14 protein-coding genes are annotated in these 16,354 nt (G+C 64.6%); 7 read left to right on the forward strand and 7 right to left on the reverse strand.

All coding sequences use genetic code 11. From position 1 onward, the window contains the following. Position 1 precedes the first annotated feature (1 nt). The 3 genes from CK489_RS17770 to CK489_RS17780 all read left to right on the forward strand — a co-directional run bounded on the left by CK489_RS17770 (position 2) and on the right by CK489_RS17780 (position 3,040). Positions 2 to 328 carry a DUF2160 domain-containing protein gene (locus tag CK489_RS17770; protein WP_074127829.1) on the forward strand — a complete coding sequence of 109 codons (327 nt, stop codon included), beginning with the start codon at positions 2 to 4 and terminating at the stop codon, positions 326 to 328. 115 nt (positions 329 to 443) lie between these two features. After that, positions 444 to 2,186 (forward strand): ABC transporter substrate-binding protein, encoded by a 1,743-nt coding sequence (locus tag CK489_RS17775; RefSeq protein ID WP_167529103.1) that lies wholly within the window; start codon positions 444 to 446, stop codon positions 2,184 to 2,186. Between the two features lie 143 nt (positions 2,187 to 2,329). Beyond that, a complete protein-coding gene (locus CK489_RS17780; protein ID WP_095733145.1) occupies positions 2,330 to 3,040 on the forward strand; it encodes a hypothetical protein in 711 nt (236 codons plus the stop codon). On the opposite strand, the gene CK489_RS17785 is transcribed toward CK489_RS17780, so the two are convergent. The 4 genes from CK489_RS17785 to CK489_RS17800 form a co-directional block, all read right to left on the reverse strand. Next, positions 3,029 to 3,841, reverse strand: coding sequence for a tetratricopeptide repeat protein (locus CK489_RS17785; RefSeq protein ID WP_095733146.1), 813 nt, complete (start codon positions 3,839 to 3,841; stop codon positions 3,029 to 3,031). The genes CK489_RS17780 and CK489_RS17785 overlap by 12 nt on opposite strands. 276 nt (positions 3,842 to 4,117) lie before the next feature. After that, positions 4,118 to 5,221 (reverse strand): alkene reductase, encoded by a 1,104-nt coding sequence (locus CK489_RS17790; RefSeq protein WP_095733147.1) that lies wholly within the window; start codon positions 5,219 to 5,221, stop codon positions 4,118 to 4,120. 75 nt (positions 5,222 to 5,296) lie between these two features. Further along, complete coding sequence (locus CK489_RS17795) at positions 5,297 to 6,157, reverse strand: SDR family NAD(P)-dependent oxidoreductase (protein ID WP_095733148.1); 861 nt, start codon at positions 6,155 to 6,157, stop codon at positions 5,297 to 5,299. 119 nt (positions 6,158 to 6,276) lie between these two features. Beyond that, entirely contained in the window at positions 6,277 to 6,780 is a 504-nt protein-coding gene (locus tag CK489_RS17800; RefSeq protein WP_095733149.1) for a DUF1993 domain-containing protein, read from the reverse strand. 436 nt (positions 6,781 to 7,216) lie between these two features. On the opposite strand from CK489_RS17800, the gene CK489_RS17810 reads away from it, so the two are divergent. Then, the gene (locus CK489_RS17810) at positions 7,217 to 8,305 is read left to right on the forward strand and encodes an SbmA/BacA-like family transporter (protein ID WP_095733689.1); all 1,089 of its coding nucleotides are present in this window, start codon (positions 7,217 to 7,219) and stop codon (positions 8,303 to 8,305) included. A gap of 70 nt (positions 8,306 to 8,375) precedes the next feature. Here CK489_RS17810 and CK489_RS17815 read toward each other — a convergent pair whose 3' ends face one another. Beyond that, positions 8,376 to 9,722, reverse strand: a complete 1,347-nt coding sequence (locus CK489_RS17815) for a lytic murein transglycosylase (protein WP_095733151.1) — start codon at positions 9,720 to 9,722, stop codon at positions 8,376 to 8,378. 183 nt (positions 9,723 to 9,905) lie between these two features. Here CK489_RS17815 and CK489_RS17820 point away from each other — a divergent pair, with 183 nt between their 5' ends. Then, positions 9,906 to 11,561: an ATP-binding protein gene (locus tag CK489_RS17820; protein ID WP_095733152.1), complete on the forward strand. Its 1,656-nt coding sequence runs from the start codon at positions 9,906 to 9,908 to the stop codon at positions 11,559 to 11,561. Positions 11,562 to 11,740: 179 nt separating this feature from the next. Continuing rightward, positions 11,741 to 12,673: a zinc metalloprotease HtpX gene (gene htpX / locus CK489_RS17825; protein ID WP_095733153.1), complete on the forward strand. Its 933-nt coding sequence runs from the start codon at positions 11,741 to 11,743 to the stop codon at positions 12,671 to 12,673. A gap of 58 nt (positions 12,674 to 12,731) precedes the next feature. On the opposite strand, the gene CK489_RS17830 is transcribed toward htpX, so the two are convergent. After that, positions 12,732 to 13,682 (reverse strand): aldo/keto reductase, encoded by a 951-nt coding sequence (locus CK489_RS17830; RefSeq protein ID WP_095733154.1) that lies wholly within the window; start codon positions 13,680 to 13,682, stop codon positions 12,732 to 12,734. A 123-nt stretch (positions 13,683 to 13,805) separates the two neighbouring features. Between CK489_RS17830 and CK489_RS42310 the strand changes: the two genes are divergently transcribed. Beyond that, a complete protein-coding gene (locus CK489_RS42310; RefSeq protein WP_245350405.1) occupies positions 13,806 to 14,357 on the forward strand; it encodes a GYD domain-containing protein in 552 nt (183 codons plus the stop codon). Between the two features lie 484 nt (positions 14,358 to 14,841). Here the strand turns inward: CK489_RS42310 and CK489_RS17840 are convergent, their stop codons facing one another. Beyond that, a complete protein-coding gene (locus tag CK489_RS17840; RefSeq protein WP_050627196.1) occupies positions 14,842 to 16,284 on the reverse strand; it encodes a helix-turn-helix domain-containing protein in 1,443 nt (480 codons plus the stop codon). Positions 16,285 to 16,354 lie beyond the last annotated feature (70 nt).

A 16,354-nucleotide genomic window follows, 5' to 3' on the forward strand; every position in this document is an offset into this window, starting at 1 on the left:
CATGGACAGCATCGCATGGATGGCATGGACCTGGCCGACCGCGGTCTTCTTCGTGCTGCTTGCCTCTACGCTCGGCATGATGACCTGGCTCGCGATCGCCTATCCCGAAGCGGAGCGGGTCGGCGTGCTGCGGATTCCGACCACGCGCGGCGATCGGTTGTTCGTCTCGCTGGTGCTGGCGGCGGTGATCCATTTGCTGTGGATAGGCCTCGTCGGTACCGATCCGATTTTTACCCTGCCGATCGGGGAGGGCATTGATATTTCGAGCCTGTGGCTCGCAACACTGATTTCGCTTGCCTCAGCTGCGGTGATCTTTCGCACCGTCTGAGAGGCGAAAAAGAGCAGATCCGGGGTCTACCCGGACCTGGGGTACTTAGTTTGTCGCTGCAACCGGAGGAATCAACATGCGACACTTGAGAAGGACCAAGGATAGTCTTCTGACCATGACCAGCGTCGTCGCGCTGGCTGTGGCATCAGTGGCTATCGCCGCGCCGGCTCGCGCCGACGAGGCGGCCGCGAAGAAGTGGATCGACAGCGAATTCCAGCCGTCGACCCTCTCCAAGGACGACCAGATGAAGGAAATGCAGTGGTTCATCAAGGCCGCTGCCCCCTTCAAGGGCATGGAGATCAACGTCGTCTCCGAAACCCTGACGGTGCACGAATACGAATCCCGCACGCTCGCCAAGGCGTTCGAGGAAATCACCGGCATCAAGGTCAAGCACGACATCATCCAGGAAGGTGACGTCGTCGAGAAGATCCAGACCCAGATGCAGTCCGGCAAGAACGTCTATGACGGCTGGATCAACGACTCCGACTTCATCGGCACCCACTTCCGTTACGGCCAGGCGGTCGATCTGACGGAATGGATGAAGGGCGAAGCCAAGGACGTCACCGACCCGATGCTCGACGTCGACGACTTCATCGGCAAGTCGTTCACCACGGCGCCGAACGGCCACCTCTATCAGCTGCCCGACCAGCAGTTCGCGAACCTCTATTGGTTCCGCTACGACTGGTTCACCAACCCGGAGTACAAGGCCAAGTTCAAGGCCAAGTATGGCTACGATCTCGGCGTGCCCGTGAACTGGTCGGCCTATGAAGATATCGCCGACTTCTTCACCAACGACGTCAAGGAGATCAACGGCGTCAAGGTCTACGGCCATATGGACTATGGCAAGAAGGATCCGTCGCTCGGCTGGCGTTTCACCGACGCCTGGCTGTCGATGGCCGGCAACGGCGACAAGGGTCTCCCGAACGGCCTGCCGGTCGACGAATGGGGCATCCGCATGGAAGGCTGCCGTCCGGTCGGCTCGTCGGTCGAGCGCGGCGGCGACGTCAACGGCCCGGCGGCGGTCTACTCGATCGTCAAGTACCTCGACTGGATGAAGAAGTATGCTCCGCCGCAGGCCCAGGGCATGACCTTCTCCGAGTCGGGTCCGGTGCCGTCGCAGGGCAACATCGCCCAGCAGATCTTCTGGTACACCGCCTTCACCGCCGACATGGTGAAGCCGGGCATCGCCGTGATGAACGCGGACGGTACGCCGAAGTGGCGTATGGCTCCGTCGCCGCACGGCTCGTACTGGAAGGACGGCATGAAGCTCGGCTACCAGGACGTGGGTTCGGCCACGCTCTTGAAGTCGACCCCGGTCGATCGCCGCAAGGCGGCCTGGCTCTATCTGCAGTTCATCGTCTCCAAGACGACGAGCCTGAAGAAGAGCCAAGTCGGTCTCACCTTCATCCGTGAATCCGACATCTGGGACAAGTCGTTCACCGAGCGCGCGCCGAAGCTCGGCGGCCTGATCGAGTTCTACCGCTCGCCCGCCCGCGTGCAGTGGACCCCGACCGGCAACAACGTGCCCGACTATCCGAAGCTCGCTCAGCTGTGGTGGCAGAACATCGGCGATGCGTCGTCCGGTGCGAAGACGCCGCAAGCTGCGATGGACGCGCTGGCCGCGGCCCAGGATTCGGTGATGGAGCGTCTTGAGAAGTCCGGTGTGCAGGGTGCCTGCGGACCGAAGCTGAACAAGAAGGAAACCGCCGAGTACTGGTACAAGAAGGCCGAGAAGGACGGCACCATCGCTCCGCAGCGCAAGCTCGCGAACGAGAAGCCGAAGGGCGAGACGATCGACTACGACACCCTGATCAAGTCGTGGCCGGCGAGCCCGCCCAAGCGCGCCGAAGCGAAGTAAGGCGGCAAGGCGTACCAGCCCACGCCATCCGCAGACTGCGAAAGGCCGGGAGCAATCCCGGCCTTTTTTACTTGATCGACGCTTATATCCGGAAGAGTGGAGCCCCTTTCGGGATTGTGCTCAAATGACGCGATGAGGTCATCATGCGCATGATTTTTCGCTGCGATCCGCGGTTTGCCGAACATCTGCCGCGGCCGTTCCCGGCCCGCACTGCGTTGCCCAATTGGCTGCGCGCGATGCCGGCGAAGGCGCATTCCGACATCCACGACCGCGACATCCGCACGGTCAAGCAATGCCCGCCCTTCGTCGATGCGATGGCCTACGGGATCATGATCCCGCTGCCTTGCGATGTCAGGGTCGAGCACGGCACGTTCGCATGGGACTGGGACATTCCGGAGCCGGCAACGCAGGGTCACCCGCGCGCGCCGCTCAGCTTCCATCCGCCTGCGCAATTCGCCGGCGCGCCGTTCGCCAACGGGCAGGCCGCGCTGAAATTCAACAGCTTCTGGACCATCGAGCTCGAACCGGGCTGGTCGCTATTCGCGACGCATCCGGTCAATCGCGACGACCTGCCGTTCCGGCTGATCTCGGGGCTCGTCGACGCCGACCGGTTTCACGACGGCGGGATCAATTTCCCGGCGGTCTGGACCGCGCCCGATTTTGCCGGCGTGTTGCCGAAGGGGACGCCGGTCGCGCAATGCTTCGCCGTGCCGCGCGAGGCCCCCGAACTGGTGTTCGAAGCCTTCGACGATGCACACCGCCAAGCCTATGCGAAAGTGGTCGGCGAGGTGCTGGCCGCGCCCAACGTCTACCGCAAGCATTTCCGCGCCAAGCGCGGGCGGCTAGTTACTTAACGCCTTACGCAGCGCCTTCTCATCGAGCCACAGTCGGCCGTGCGGGGCTGAGGTCAGCGCCATCGCGATCGATCCGAACAGTTGCGAACGCAAGGCATAGGCGCGTGCGAAGGCCTGCATTGCGCCGTCGGTGTCTCCACGCTCCTGCAGCGCGATCCCGAGATTGAGGGCGGCTTCGGCATAGTCCGGCTTGATCTCGAGCGCCTTGCGATAGGCCTGTGCCGCGCCGTCGTGGTCGCGCAGATCCTGCTTTGTGACGCCGAGATCGAACCACACCGAGGCCGGTGCTGGGCCCGCGGTGGCGCGCGCAAGCAGGCCTGCGGCTCTGGCGAGCTCGCCATCCTCCCAGGCCAGCCGCCCGAGCCGCGCATTGGCTTCCTGATGCTCGGGAATCGCTTTGAGGATCGCCTGCCAGGCCTCGCGCGCCTGCGCCTTGCGGCCGGCCAGATCCAGCGTGCGGGCCTTCTCGACGAAGACATCGCGCTGTGGCTTCAGCGCGATGGCGCGGTCGAGATGCGTCAGCGCGACGTCGAATTCTCCATCGGCGCGGGCGAGGCGGGCGGCGAGCAGCCGCGCCGCGGCATTGTCCGGGCGCTGCGCCAGGCTGGTCTCGACATGGCTGCGAGCCGGCGCGATCTCGCCCTTGGCAAACAGCACGGCGGCCAGCAGGTGGCTCAGCATCGGCTCGCCGGGTTGGCGTGCAAGGCCGCGCTCGCAAAGCGCGATCGCCTCGTCGTGCCGGCCGCTGTTGAACGCTGCGGTCGCGCGTCGGACGATATCCTCGGCGTTGTCCTTGCTCATTCCCGCATATGACCACGTTATGCTCTCGATACGCACCATGCTATGCGGTGCAGGAGGTCGAGGCCAGCGCTTGTCGTGCCGCGAGGCCGTCGATGCATGGAAATCAGATAGCGCGCAATGAAAAAGGCCGGGGCGATCCCGGCCTTTCTGTTTTCTCCGTTGTCATCGCCCGGCCTGACCGGGCGATCCAGTATGCCGCGGCGTCTCAATCAACCGCCGGCATCTCTGGAATACTGGATGCCCCGCCTTCGCGGGGCATGACTCGTTTTGGTGTAGTTACTCCGCCGCTTCGGTCGCCTTCAGCGTCGGGTAATCCGTGTAACCCCTGGCGCCGCCGCCGTAGAAGGTCGCCTTGTCCCACGCGTTGAGCGGGGCGCCGGCCTTGAGCCGCTCGACCAGATCGGGGTTGGAGATGAACGGCTTGCCAAATGCGATCAGGTCGGCCGCACCGGCCTCCAGCACCTTCTCGGCCAGCGCGAAGTCGTAGCCGTTGTTGGCGATATAGGTCTGCTTGAAGCGCTTGCGCAGCGAAGCGTAGTCGAACGGGGCATTGTCGCGCGGGCCGCCGGTAGCGCCTTCGATGACGTGGATATAGGTCAGCTTCAACGCGTTGAGCTGGTCGACGATGTGGTCGAACAGCGGCTGCGGATTAGAGTCGGAGACGTCGTTGGCCGGCGTCACCGGCGAGATGCGGATGCCGGTGCGATCGGCGCCGGCTTCCTTGGTGACCGCCTTGGAAACCTCCAGCATCAGCTGCGCGCGTTTCTCGATCGAGCCGCCATAGGCGTCGGTGCGCTTGTTGGTGCTGTCGCGGGCGAACTGGTCGAGCAGATAGCCGTTGGCGCCGTGGATTTCGACGCCGTCGAAGCCGGCGGCCAGCGCGTTCGCGGTGCCGCGCTTGAAGTCCTCGATAATCCCTGGGATTTCCGACAGCTCGAGCGCGCGCGGCTCGGACACGTCGGCGAAGGTGCCGTTGACGAAGGTCTTGGTCTTGGCGCGGATCGCGCTCGGCGCCACCGGCGCGCCGCCGTTCGGCTGCAGCGAGGTGTGCGAGATGCGGCCGACATGCCAGATCTGGATGAAGATGCGGCCGCCGCGCTCATGCACGCGATCGGTGACCTTGCGCCAGGCCTCGACCTGCTCCTTCGAATAGATGCCGGGCGTGTCCTGATAGCCTTGGCCCTGCTGCGAGACCTGGCTCGCCTCGGTGATCAGAAGGCCGGCGGAGGCGCGCTGGCCGTAATAGTCCACCGCGAGCGGGCTTGGCACCATGCCGGGCGGCACCGCGCGGTTGCGCGTCAGCGGCGCCATCACCAGGCGGTTCGGCAAGGTCAGCGCGCCCAGCTTGTAGGGCTCGAGGAGTTTGGTCGATTGGCTCATGTGAAATGTTCCAGACAATGATCGATGAGGGAGAGTTGTGCATTGCGGCGACGAGCGCAATGGCCGGTCCGCAGATCAGCCACGCACGATCCCGCCCATGTGGCCGGCATCGAGGAACAGCGTGTGCGCGTTCACATAGGATGATTCATTCGAAATCAGGAACAGCGCGGTATAGGCCACCTCCCAGCCGGTGCCCTGGCGGCCGAAAGGCACTGTCACGGCGCGGTCCGACCGCCTTCGGCTGGCATCGCGGCCCATCGGCGTATCCATGAAGCCGGGCGCGATCACATTGCAGCGAATGCCCTTGTCCTCGCCGGCCCGCGCGATCGCCCGGCCGAGCGCGATCTGCGCCGCCTTGGAGGATTCATAGGCCGGGTTGCGGCCGCCGGCGCGCTGACTAGCCATCGAGGAGATCAGGATGATCGCGCCGCCGGGCGCCATCACTTCCAGCGCCTTCTGCGCGAACAGCATGTGGCTGCGCACGTTGACGGCGTAGTCGCGGTCCCAGGCTTCTGCCGTCATCTTGGGCAGCGACAGGCCGGAGGAGATGCCGACATTAAGCGCCAGCCCGTCGAGCCCGCCGAGCTTTTGCGTGCAGCGCTCGACCGCGGGCCCGATCGCCGCGACGTCGGAGACATCGACGACATCGGTGAAGGCCTTGCCGCCCTCCCTGGTGATCTGCGCGACGGTGTCGTCGGCGGCCTCCTTGTTGACGTCGAGGCAGGCGACGGATGCGCCCTCGCGCGCAAATAGCACGCTCATGGCGCGGCCGTTGCCGATCGGCGGCGCTTCATCGACCGTTGTGCGCTGTCCCGCGCCGACCACGATGATGCGCCGGCCCGCGAGGCGGCCGTGGTTCTTGGCCAGCCCCAGCGCTTCCGCGTGCAGCGAGGCTGAGGGATCGATGGCTTTCGGCGCGTGGGTTGTGGTCGACATTGGCGTGCTCCCTGACGTCTTGTTGTTGTCAGGGAGCAGTAGCACGAGAGGGAGCGTGAGGCGACGTGTCCGCCGAAGCCTTGGCGAAGGCGGAAAATCCCGCGCCGGGGAATATCGCGTCAGCTGACGCCGAGGAAGTCGCGCTTGCCGACCTCGACGCCGTTGTGGCGCAGAATGCCGTGCGCGGTGACGGCGTGGAAATAGAAGTTCGGGAACGAGAACGCGTTGAGGAATTGCTGGCCCTTCAGGGTCATGGTGCGCTCGGGGCCGATCGGGAAGGTGACGTCCTTGGCTTCGCCGCCCTCGAACTGCTCCGGCTTGAACGACTTCACATAGTCGATCGTGTTGGCCAGCCGCTGCTTCAATTCGCCGAAGCTCTTCTCGGTGTCGGGTGTCGACGGCACCGCGCTATGGGTCAGCCGCGCGCAGCCCCTGGAGGCATGGTCGCAGACCAGCTGGATCTGCTTGGTCAGCGGCAGCATGTCCGGATAGAGCCGCGACCCCAGCAGGACCTCGGGCGCGATCTTCCTGGCCTCGCAATGCGCCTCGGCCTTGGTCAGCTCGCCGGCGAGGCTGTTGAGGATCTGCAGATAGGCGGGGACGACGGCGTCATGAAAGGACATGTGATGCTCCCTGGTGCTGATGAAAGTCCGGACGTTAGCGAACGGCGATGCTGCACATGGGGCGGTTTGTGGAAAATACAACCGAGAAGGGCCGCAACAGCAGACAAATGTTCTGCTTGCATTCTTCAAAGGCGTTGTCGCGAGATCCCCTCGAGAGGCCTCTCCGGCATCTCTCGAACCTCGTGGGAGATCACGGGGCGGTCGACAGCACCGCAACCGGGGCCGCGGTCCTCACTATTGATGCGGATCAATGGGATATCGAGCCGAAGGCGGCAGATTGAGTTTGTGTCCGCGAGGCATGACGAAAGGTTGGCGAACACATATCGCCGGTCCGCGATGATGGTCCGAATGCCGACTGATGATTCTTGCGCGGGGTAGGGAATGCGCGGGACACCAGCTTGATCAACGCCAACACCGGTTGACGATCCTAGACCCGATGCTGACAAGGACCCGTTTCGCTACGGAAGAAAAGCAGCTCCTGCTTCGCTTTTGGCAGAGCGCGTCCGGATATTGGCGAGGGTCATCAGCCTGGTTCGGCTGGTTTCTGGTCATCCTGCTGATCGCGAACGTCGTCCTTCAGCTTCTGACCCAATACGGATTGAATTTCTGGAACCGTGACTTCTTCAACGCGGTGGAACAGAAGAACCAGCCGGAGTTGATCTATCAGGCACTACGGTTCGTGCCGCTAGCGGGGGCCAGCATCGGGCTGGACGTCTGCTCGGTTTGGGCTCGTATGACCCTGCAGCGATCGTGGCGCGCATGGTTGAGCAGCCGCCTTTACGACTACTGGCTCAGGGACGACCGCTACAAGAGACTGCGTTTCATGCAGGGAGACAGCGAGGCCCCCGAGTATCGCATCGCCGAGGATGCCAAGGTTGCGACCGATCTCCCGATCGACCTTGTGGTCGGCTTGCTGCAGTCGCTGCTGACGATCGCAACTTTCATCGGTGTGCTCTGGTCTGTGGGGGGGAGCCTGACGGTTCAAGCCGGCGGATTGGCGCTGCTGCTCCCGGGCTACCTCGTCATTGCGGTGATCACGTATTCTGCGCTGCTTGCGGCCGCCATTTGGCTGACAGCCGGTCGATTGACGCGCGTCATTGAGGAAAACAAGCGAACGGAGGCCGAACTAAGAGCGATCGGAACGCATCTGCGGGAGAGCGGAGAAGGCAAGGTGCAGCTTGCTGCCAACACGGATGGGCGGCATGTCATTGGTGCGGCCCTGAAGGCCGTCATTGGAGTCTGGCGCATCTATTGCTGGCAGCTGATGCGAATGACGCTGGTGACCTACACCGGGCTTTTGATAACGCCGGTGATCGGTCTTCTGCTGTGTCTTCCAAAGTATCTCGCCGACGCGATGACGCTCGGCGAGGTGGTTCAGGCGTCGGCGGCGTTCGTCGTGGTGCAGTCGGCCTTCAACTGGTTTACGGACAACTATGCCAAGCTCGCGGAGTGGGCAGCTTCAGCCAATCGTGTCGCGTCGTTGCTGCTTGCATTGGACCAGGACCGGCTGCCGCCAACGGCATGAGGCCTCGCCTGCGGCTCGGCCGCGCATCTGACCTGCGTAAGGGGCAGTCAAGCGCTGTTGTGACGCTGTCTCACCGCGTCCCCGGCCCCGTCGCATCTGCGGCCGGCTGCGTGCGACCGCCGCCACGCATCCGTGCCAGGAGCTCCGCGGTCGGCCAGGAATCCGCCGGCAGGCCGTATTTCATCTGCATCGCTTTCACCGCGCTGCGGCTCGCCTGGCCGAGCACGCCGTCGATCTTGCCGACATCATAGCCGGCACGCGCCAAAAGCCCCTGCAGCTCCTTGATCTCGTTGAACGGCAATTGCGCGACCGGGGCGTGCGGCCGCTGCATCGGCGGTGCGCCCGCGATGCGGCCGGCGAGATAGCCGGCGGTGGTGGAATAGATCAGCGAGTTGTTCCACTCGGTGTAGGCGGCGAAGTTCGGGTAGGCGAGGAACGCCGGACCCATCCGGCCCATCGGCAGCAGCAGCGAGGCCGGCAACTCGTCATTCGGCAGAGCCTTGCCGTCGGTCAGGGTGATGCCGAGCGCGACCCATTTCGAGCGCGGCAGCTTGATGGTGAGGTCGGCCTGGTCCCAAGGAAAATTCGCGGCCTGCGGCACGCGCACCTCCTGCAGCCACGGCTCGCCGCGCCGCCATTTCAATCCGTTCGCGATGTAGTTCGCGGTCGAGCCGATCACGTCGGGGCCGCTGGCGAGCAGGTTGCGATGGCCATCGCCGTCATAGTCGACGGCGTAGTTGAAATAATGCGTCGGCAGGAATTGCGTCTGGCCGAGCTCGCCGGCCCATGAGCCGATCATCTCGTCGGGCGAGAGGTCGCCGCGCTCGATGATTTTCAGCGCCGCGATGGTCTCGCCCTGGAACATCTCCGAGCGGCGGCAGTCATAGGCCAGCGACACCAGCGATTTCAGCGTCGGCAGATTGCCCATCTGGGCGCCGAAATCGCTCTCCAGCCCCCAGAACGCCGCGATCACAGCCGGCGGCACGCCGTACTCCTTCTCGGCGCGAGCGAACGCTGCGGCATAGGTTCTGATGTATTGCTGGCCCTGCTGCATGCGGTAGTTCGCGGCCATGCGGCCGGCGAACTGGGTGAAGATCTGCCCGAACACGCGCTGGCCGCGATCGCGGTTGACGATGCCCTGGTCGTAGACCAGGTAGGGCGCCGTCTCCGCGATCGTACGCTGCGAGACGCCGGCGGCGACCGCCTTCTGTTTCAACTCGGCGAGGAAGCGATCAAAGCTCTGCCCGTTGTGGCAGGACGCAGCCCTTGGCGAGGGCACGGCGGCCGGGCGCGCCCGGACCGGGGCGGCAGCTGCCGGATTGGGCAGCGGCTGCTGCGCCTGAGCAAGCGAGGACAGCGCCAGCGCCCCCGCGATCGCTGCGATCCTGATCGGGGCGCGGAGGGGAGATGCTGGCATCGGTATCACCGGCTTGAATAGGGGGATAAAACTGATCCTGCATACACCAGGGCGACACCGGGCAACAACGGGGGTGCGCCTCTTAGACCAATTGAGCTTCGGCAGGTTGAATAGCCGCCGCTATGATCGGCAAGTGATTCGCGGGCAGGGGTGTCGGCGGATCGATCACGCCCGGAGGGACCCATGTGGAGTTTTCTCGAGCGTCTGTTGGATTCGTCGACGTTTTCGCCACACGGCATCTGCCTGTTGTGGGAGCCGGAACTGATCTGGCTCCACGTGATTTCAGACGCACTGATTGCCGCTTCCTATTTCTCGATCCCGTTTGCGCTCGCGATCCTGGTCTCCAAGCGGCGCGATTTCCAGTTCGGCTGGATGGCCTGGCCGTTTGCCACCTTCATCCTCGCCTGTGGCCTCACCCATGTGTTTTCGATCTACACGCTGTGGGTGCCGATCTATGGCCTCGAGGGCCTGCTGAAGGCGCTGACCGCGATCGCCTCGATCATCACCGCGGTGCTGCTGTGGCCGCTGATCCCGAAGATCTTGGCGATCCCGAGCGAGCAACAGCTGCGCGAGGCGCATGTCGCGCTCGCCGAGGAGGGACGACAGCGCCAGCGCTCGGAATTCCTGCTCGAGCGGTTCCGCGAAGCCGAGGCGAATGAGAGCAAGATCCGCCAGGCGCAGAAGATGGAAGCGGTCGGCCAGCTCACCGGCGGCATCGCGCACGACTTCAACAACATCCTCACCGTCATTACCGGCACAATCGACATTCTCGCCGAGGCGGTCACCCACAACCGCCAGCTCACCGAGATCACCGGCCTGATCCGCGACGCCGCCGATCGCGGCGCCTCGCTGACGCGGCATCTGCTGGCGTTCGCGCGCAAGCAACCGCTGCAGCCGAGCGACGTCGACGTCAACGCGCTGATGGTCGATACCATCGAGCTGCTGCGGCCGACCATCGGCGACCATGTCGACATCGATTTTCGCCCGATGCCCGACCTGCCGCGCGCGCTGGTCGATGCCAACCAGCTCGTCACCGCGATCATCAATCTCGCGCTGAACGCGCGCGACGCGATGCCGAAGGGCGGCCGGCTGCGGATCGAGACCCGCACCGCCGAGTTCAAGCCGTCTGACGTGCACGGCCATGACGGGCTCGCCGCCGGTGACTATGTCGCGGTCGCGTTGACCGACAACGGCCAGGGCATCGCCGAAGCCGATCTGGCAAAAGTGTTCGAGCCGTTCTTCACCACCAAGGACGTCGGCAAGGGCACAGGGCTCGGGCTCAGCATGGTCTACGGCTTCGTCAAGCAGTCCAACGGCCACATCGTGCTCGACAGCGAGCTCGGCCGCGGCACCAGGGTCATGCTGTTCCTGCCGCGTGCGGCGACAGTCTCGCCAGCTGCGGCGCCGCCCGAGCGGCGGCAGCCGGAGGCGCGCGGTGCGCAGGAGATCGTGCTGGTCGTCGAGGACGACAAGCTTGTGCGCTCCTACGTGCTGACCCAGATCGAGAGCCTCGGCTACACCACGCTGTCGGCCAACAATGGCGACGAAGCGCTCGCGGTGCTCGACAGCGGCGCGCCGGTCGATCTCCTGTTCACCGACGTCATCATGCCCGGCGCGATGAACGGGCGCGACCTCGCCACCGAGGCGAAGCGGAGACGCCCCGGCCTGCGCGTGCTGTTCACATCGGGCTACACCGATGATGCCATCGACCAGGACGGCAAGCTCGAGCAGGGCATCCTGTTCCTCGGAAAGCCCTACAGCCGGGCCCAGCTCGCCCGCATGCTGCGCGTTGCGCTGCGCGAGAAGGAGGTGCGGCTCGCGCAGGAGCCGGCGGAGTAGGCGCGATGCCATCCGGGCGCGTGGCCCGGATGGATCCAACGGATCGGCGCACATGACCAATCGTTAATCCGCGCCGCGTCGCTGCGACGCACCGGTTTCTCTTGCGGCGCGCGCCGCAAAATCCCTACCTCAACGGCGTTGATTGTGGCAGCATTTCTGCCTGCCGCCAGGGAACCACGATGAACTATTTTCGCACTGCGCTCCTGCTTGCCGGCCTCACCGCGCTGTTCATGGGCGTCGGCTATCTGATCGGCGGCGGCACCGGCGCCGTGATCGCGCTGCTCGTCGCGGCTGCGACAAACCTGTTCACCTACTGGAACTCCGATCGCATGGTGCTGTCGATGTACGGCGCCCACCAGGTCGATGCGCGTTCGGCGCCGGACCTTTACAATCTCGTCGGCGAGCTCGCGCAGCGCGCGAGCTTGCCGATGCCGCGTGTGTTCGTGATGGACGAGGCGCAGCCCAATGCGTTCGCGACCGGCCGCAATCCGGAGAACGCGGCGGTCGCCGTCACCACAGGCCTGATGCAGCAGCTCAGCCGCGAGGAGCTCGCCGGCGTGATCGCGCACGAGCTCGCGCATATCAAGCATCACGACACGCTGACCATGACGATCACGGCGACGATCGCCGGCGCGATCTCGATGCTGGCGCAGTTCGGCATGTTCTTCGGCGGCAACCGCAACAACAATGGCCCCGGCATCGTCGGCTCGATCGCGATGATGATCCTGGCGCCGCTCGGCGCCATGCTGGTGCAGATGGCGATCAGCCGCACCCGCGAATACGCCGCCGACAATTATGGTGCGCGCATCGTCGGCCAGCCGATGTGGCTGGCGTCCGCGCTCGCCAAGATCGAGAATTCGGCGCATCAGGTGCCGAACATGGAGGCCGAGCGCAATCCCGCCACCGCGCATATGTTCATCATCAATCCGCTGTCGGGCCACGGCGTCGACAATCTGTTCGCCACCCACCCCTCGACCGCCAACCGCATCGCCGCGCTCCAGCAGCTCGCCGCCGAGCTCGGCACCCAGGCCGCGCCGCGTCCGGCCGGCGCGACCTACCCGCCGCGCAGCCCGTGGGGCGGATCGTCGGGCCAGCGCGGGCCGTGGGGTTAGAGCAACATAGGAGCAGATTGAACGGCAAGCGGGGCGAGGTGAAGGGCAGGCCGCCCCGCTACGCGCTCGCGGCATCCAGCCGCGCGACCTGGTCCTTGCTCAGCTCGAGCTTCGTCGCCGCGACGAGCGTGGCGACCTGCTCCGGCTTGGTGGCGCTGGCAATCGGCGCGGTGATGGAGGGCTTTGCCATCAGCCAGGCGAGCGCGACCGCGGCCGGCTCGGCGCGCTGCTCGGCGGCGACCTCGTCGAGACAGGCGAGGATGCGCATGCCGCGCGGGTTCATGTATTTGGGAATGCTGCGCGACCCGCGCGGGCTCTTGGCGAAGTCGCTCTCCGAACGATATTTGCCGGTCAGGAAGCCCGCGGCGAGGGAGAAGAACGTGATCACGCCGACGTCGTTCTCCTCGCAGACACGCTGCAGCGCACCTTCGTAGCTGGAACGCTCCGCGAGGCTGTATTCGGGCTGCATGCTCTCGTAGCGGGGCAGTCCGTTCGCCTTGGAAATATCGAGCGCGCTCTTGAGCCGTTCCGCCGAAAAATTCGAGGCACCGATTGTCCTGATCTTGCCGGCCTTGATCAATTTGTCATAGGCCGCGAGCGTCTCTTCCTGCGGCGTGGTCTCGTCGTCCTTGTGCGACTGGTAGAGATCGATGGTCTCGGTCTGCAGCCGCCGCAGCGAGTCCTCGACCGCGCGCGCGATGTAATCCGGCTTCAGCCCGACATTGCCGTTACCCATGTCCATGCCGACCTTGGTGGCGAGGATGATGCGGTCGCGGGTGCCGCGCGTCTTCATCCACTTGCCGATGATCGTCTCCGACTCGCCGCCGTGATGGCCCGGCACCCAGCGCGAATAGACGTCCGCCGTGTCCAGGAACGTCAGTCCATGATCCAGCACGGTGTCGAGCAGGCGAAACGACGACGCCTCGTCCACCGTCCAGCCGAACACGTTGCAGCCGAAGCAGAGGGGAGGGACGGTGAGACCGGAGCGGCCGAGCGGACGAAGCTTCATGCGTGTTCTTTCGCTTGTTCTTGATGGCAGGCGCGGGGACACTGAGACAGATTGCCTCTGTTTGCAAGACGTTGGCTCGTGCGTCAGGCACGCTGCCCCTCTGTGTAGCGCCGATCTTGCATCGTGTCCGTCGCGCAGGAATGCGATTTCATTTGCGCGACGTTTGATGTAGATTGCACGGTGAGCTGCCACCGGTTACGCCGAATTCCGGAGAATGAGCGGCAGCGCTCATGGCCATCGGCAGGCCTTTTCTTATTCATTTCAGTACGAAATCTTCTCCTGCCCGGGCGACGCCCGGGTGAATGCTGTTTTCATTCCCAGCCAAATGGAGCGATTGCCATGCATTTCTGCTTCTCGGGTGAATACACGCCGCGTTCGATCAACAACATCATGGAGAACCCGGCGACCAATCGATATGAGGCCGCGAAAAAACTGATCGAGTCAGCCGGCGGCAAGTTGATTTCGATGTACAGCACGGCGACCGACGGCCCCGGTGTGATGGTGATCTTCGACGTACCGGATCCGAGCTTCGCACCTGCCATCAGCGGCGTAGTGGTGGCGGCCGGCGCCATGCAGAATGTGAAGCTGGTCCGGTTGTTCACGCAGGATGAGATCAGGGTGGTGCGTCAGCACGCAACCAAGCTCAAGGCAGCCTACTCGCCTCCGGGCAGCTGACGGCGACAAACGACAAAACGCGGCGCAGATCGACCTGATGGCCGATGTCACTCTCGCGCGGCGGCGCTTCGCAGCGCCCCGCGCGGAGGCGGGGGCCGTTGCGCGCCGCTGATCCGGGGCGCGTCACGGATGGGCGTTAGCCCGGGCGGATGTCGCGCGCGCATACTGGCTCGCATTAGCCCCGGCCGGTTGTGCCGTCGCATGACGTCCGCTCCCTCGCTGACATGCCTTTGGCGTGGCCGCGTCACCCGAGTTTGGCCTAAACCGGCGGCCCGGATACCGTCAACGGGTTGATATTCGGGTGGTGAGATCCGTCCAGAATCCAGGCATCGATATCGCTCGATCTCTCCTGCGGACTGTGCACGCTGTTCGTCGCGCCCGACGGCTGCAAGGTGATCCAGGGCGCCATCAGCAAGGACGGCTGGTGCAAGGCCTCTGCCGCAGTGGATTGACTCACAACCCTCCTCTCCAGGAGAGGGTGAAGTTACAATTCCCGCGCATTCGAGAATGCGAACGACGACACCCGCCGCGTGGTCTCATCCAGGATCAAGGTGCGCGTGATCGGCGGCTCGGCGCGCTGGCTGCAATTCTCGCGCTCGCAGAGCCGGCAGTTGACGCCGATCGGGGTGCCCTCGGCCTTTTCCAGATCCATGCCGGTCGCATAGACCAGCTTGGCCGCGTGACGGATCTCACAGCCGAGCCCGATCGCGAAGCGCGGCTGCGGCTGCGGGTAGGGCGCAACCGGCCGGCGCACCGTCTGCGCGATCGAGAAATAGCGCGTGCCGTCGGGTAGCTCGATCACCTGGCTGAGCAGGCGATCGGGCATGTCGAAGGTCGAATGCACGTTCCAGAGCGGGCAGGTGCCGCCGAACTTGGAGAACGGGAAGGTGCCGGAGGAAAACCGCTTCGACACATTGCCCGCATTATCGACACGCAGCAGGAAGAACGGCACGCCGCGCGCGTTCGGTCGTTGCAGCGTGGTGAGGCGGTGGCAGACCTGCTCGAAGCCGGCGTTGAAGCGCTGCGCCAGCACGTGGACGTCGTAGCTCAGGGCTTCGGCCGCGGAATGAAACGCCTGGTAGGGCATCATCGCGGCCGCCGCGAAATAATTGGCGAGCGTGATGCGATAGAGTCTGCGCGCGGTGTCGTCGAGCGGGCCGGCGCGGCTGACGATCGCGTCGATCGCAGCGCCACATTCGACAAAACCGATCTGCAGCGCGAGCTGGAAGCTGCGGCCCGAGCTGTCGACCAGTTCGGAGATCAGGATCTGCCGGCGATGGCGGTCGAAACGGCGCAGCGTCTCGCGCATCACGTCGACCGGCATCACGCGGGCGACGATGGAATGTTTTTCGCGCAAGCGGGCGGCGAGAGCGGTGAACAGCCCTTCGGTCGGTACGTTGAGCTCGTCGCGCAGATTTTCGGCGGCGGTCTCGAGCTCCGGAAAATAATTGCGGTTGGCCTCGATCAGGTCGCGCACCCGCTCGATCGGATTGGCGTCGAACTGCGAGCCCTCGCGGTCGGCCATCTGCGCCGCCACCAGCGTCTCGCCGCGGCGCGCCTCGGTGTAGGCGGCGTAGAGTCGCTGCAACGCATGGGTCACGCCGGGGCAGAGCTCGGCGAGGTCGCGCAGCTCCTGCTTCGGCAGGTCGATCTGGCGGAACAGCGGATCGGAGAAGATCTCGTTGAGTTCCGCGAAGAAGCGGTCCTCGTCGGCGGTGGCGAGGTCGCGCAGATCGAGATCGTAGGTTTCGGCGAGACGAAGCAGGATCTGCGCCGTCACTGGCCGCTGGTTGCGCTCGATCAGGTTGATGTAGGAGGGCGAGATGCCGAGCCCTTCGGCGATCTGGGTCTGCGATAGCCCCAATTGCTGACGGATCCGCCGGAACCGCGGCCCGACGAACAGCTTCTTTCCTGACTCGCCGGGCATGGCAGCTTTCCTGACCTATTCTGTGACAAAATTTACAAATCGACATTTATTACAAGTTCAGATGTTACAT

Origin of the sequence: Bradyrhizobium sp. UFLA03-84, assembly GCF_002289535.1 — a bacterium.
GTDB classification, from domain to species: Bacteria; Pseudomonadota; Alphaproteobacteria; order Rhizobiales; family Xanthobacteraceae; genus Bradyrhizobium; species Bradyrhizobium viridifuturi.

Bases quoted from the DNA above. Each gene is read 5' to 3' on its own strand.
- CK489_RS17780 (WP_095733145.1), top strand. From the start codon at position 2,330: ATGCGCATGATTTTTCGCTGCGATCCGCGGTTTGCCGAACATCTGCCG.
- CK489_RS17775 (WP_167529103.1), top strand. From the start codon at position 444: ATGACCAGCGTCGTCGCGCTGGCTGTGGCATCAGTGGCTATCGCCGCG.
- CK489_RS17785 (WP_095733146.1), bottom strand. From the start codon at position 3,841: ATGAGCAAGGACAACGCCGAGGATATCGTCCGACGCGCGACCGCAGCG.
- CK489_RS17820 (WP_095733152.1), top strand. From the start codon at position 9,906: ATGTGGAGTTTTCTCGAGCGTCTGTTGGATTCGTCGACGTTTTCGCCA.
- CK489_RS17810 (WP_095733689.1), top strand. From the start codon at position 7,217: ATGCTGACAAGGACCCGTTTCGCTACGGAAGAAAAGCAGCTCCTGCTT.
- CK489_RS17830 (WP_095733154.1), bottom strand. From the start codon at position 13,682: ATGAAGCTTCGTCCGCTCGGCCGCTCCGGTCTCACCGTCCCTCCCCTC.
- CK489_RS17815 (WP_095733151.1), bottom strand. From the start codon at position 9,722: ATGCCAGCATCTCCCCTCCGCGCCCCGATCAGGATCGCAGCGATCGCG.
- CK489_RS17770 (WP_074127829.1), top strand. From the start codon at position 2: ATGGACAGCATCGCATGGATGGCATGGACCTGGCCGACCGCGGTCTTC.
- CK489_RS17840 (WP_050627196.1), bottom strand. From the start codon at position 16,284: ATGCCCGGCGAGTCAGGAAAGAAGCTGTTCGTCGGGCCGCGGTTCCGG.
- htpX (WP_095733153.1), top strand. From the start codon at position 11,741: ATGAACTATTTTCGCACTGCGCTCCTGCTTGCCGGCCTCACCGCGCTG.
- CK489_RS17790 (WP_095733147.1), bottom strand. From the start codon at position 5,221: ATGAGCCAATCGACCAAACTCCTCGAGCCCTACAAGCTGGGCGCGCTG.
- CK489_RS17795 (WP_095733148.1), bottom strand. From the start codon at position 6,157: ATGTCGACCACAACCCACGCGCCGAAAGCCATCGATCCCTCAGCCTCG.
- CK489_RS17800 (WP_095733149.1), bottom strand. From the start codon at position 6,780: ATGTCCTTTCATGACGCCGTCGTCCCCGCCTATCTGCAGATCCTCAAC.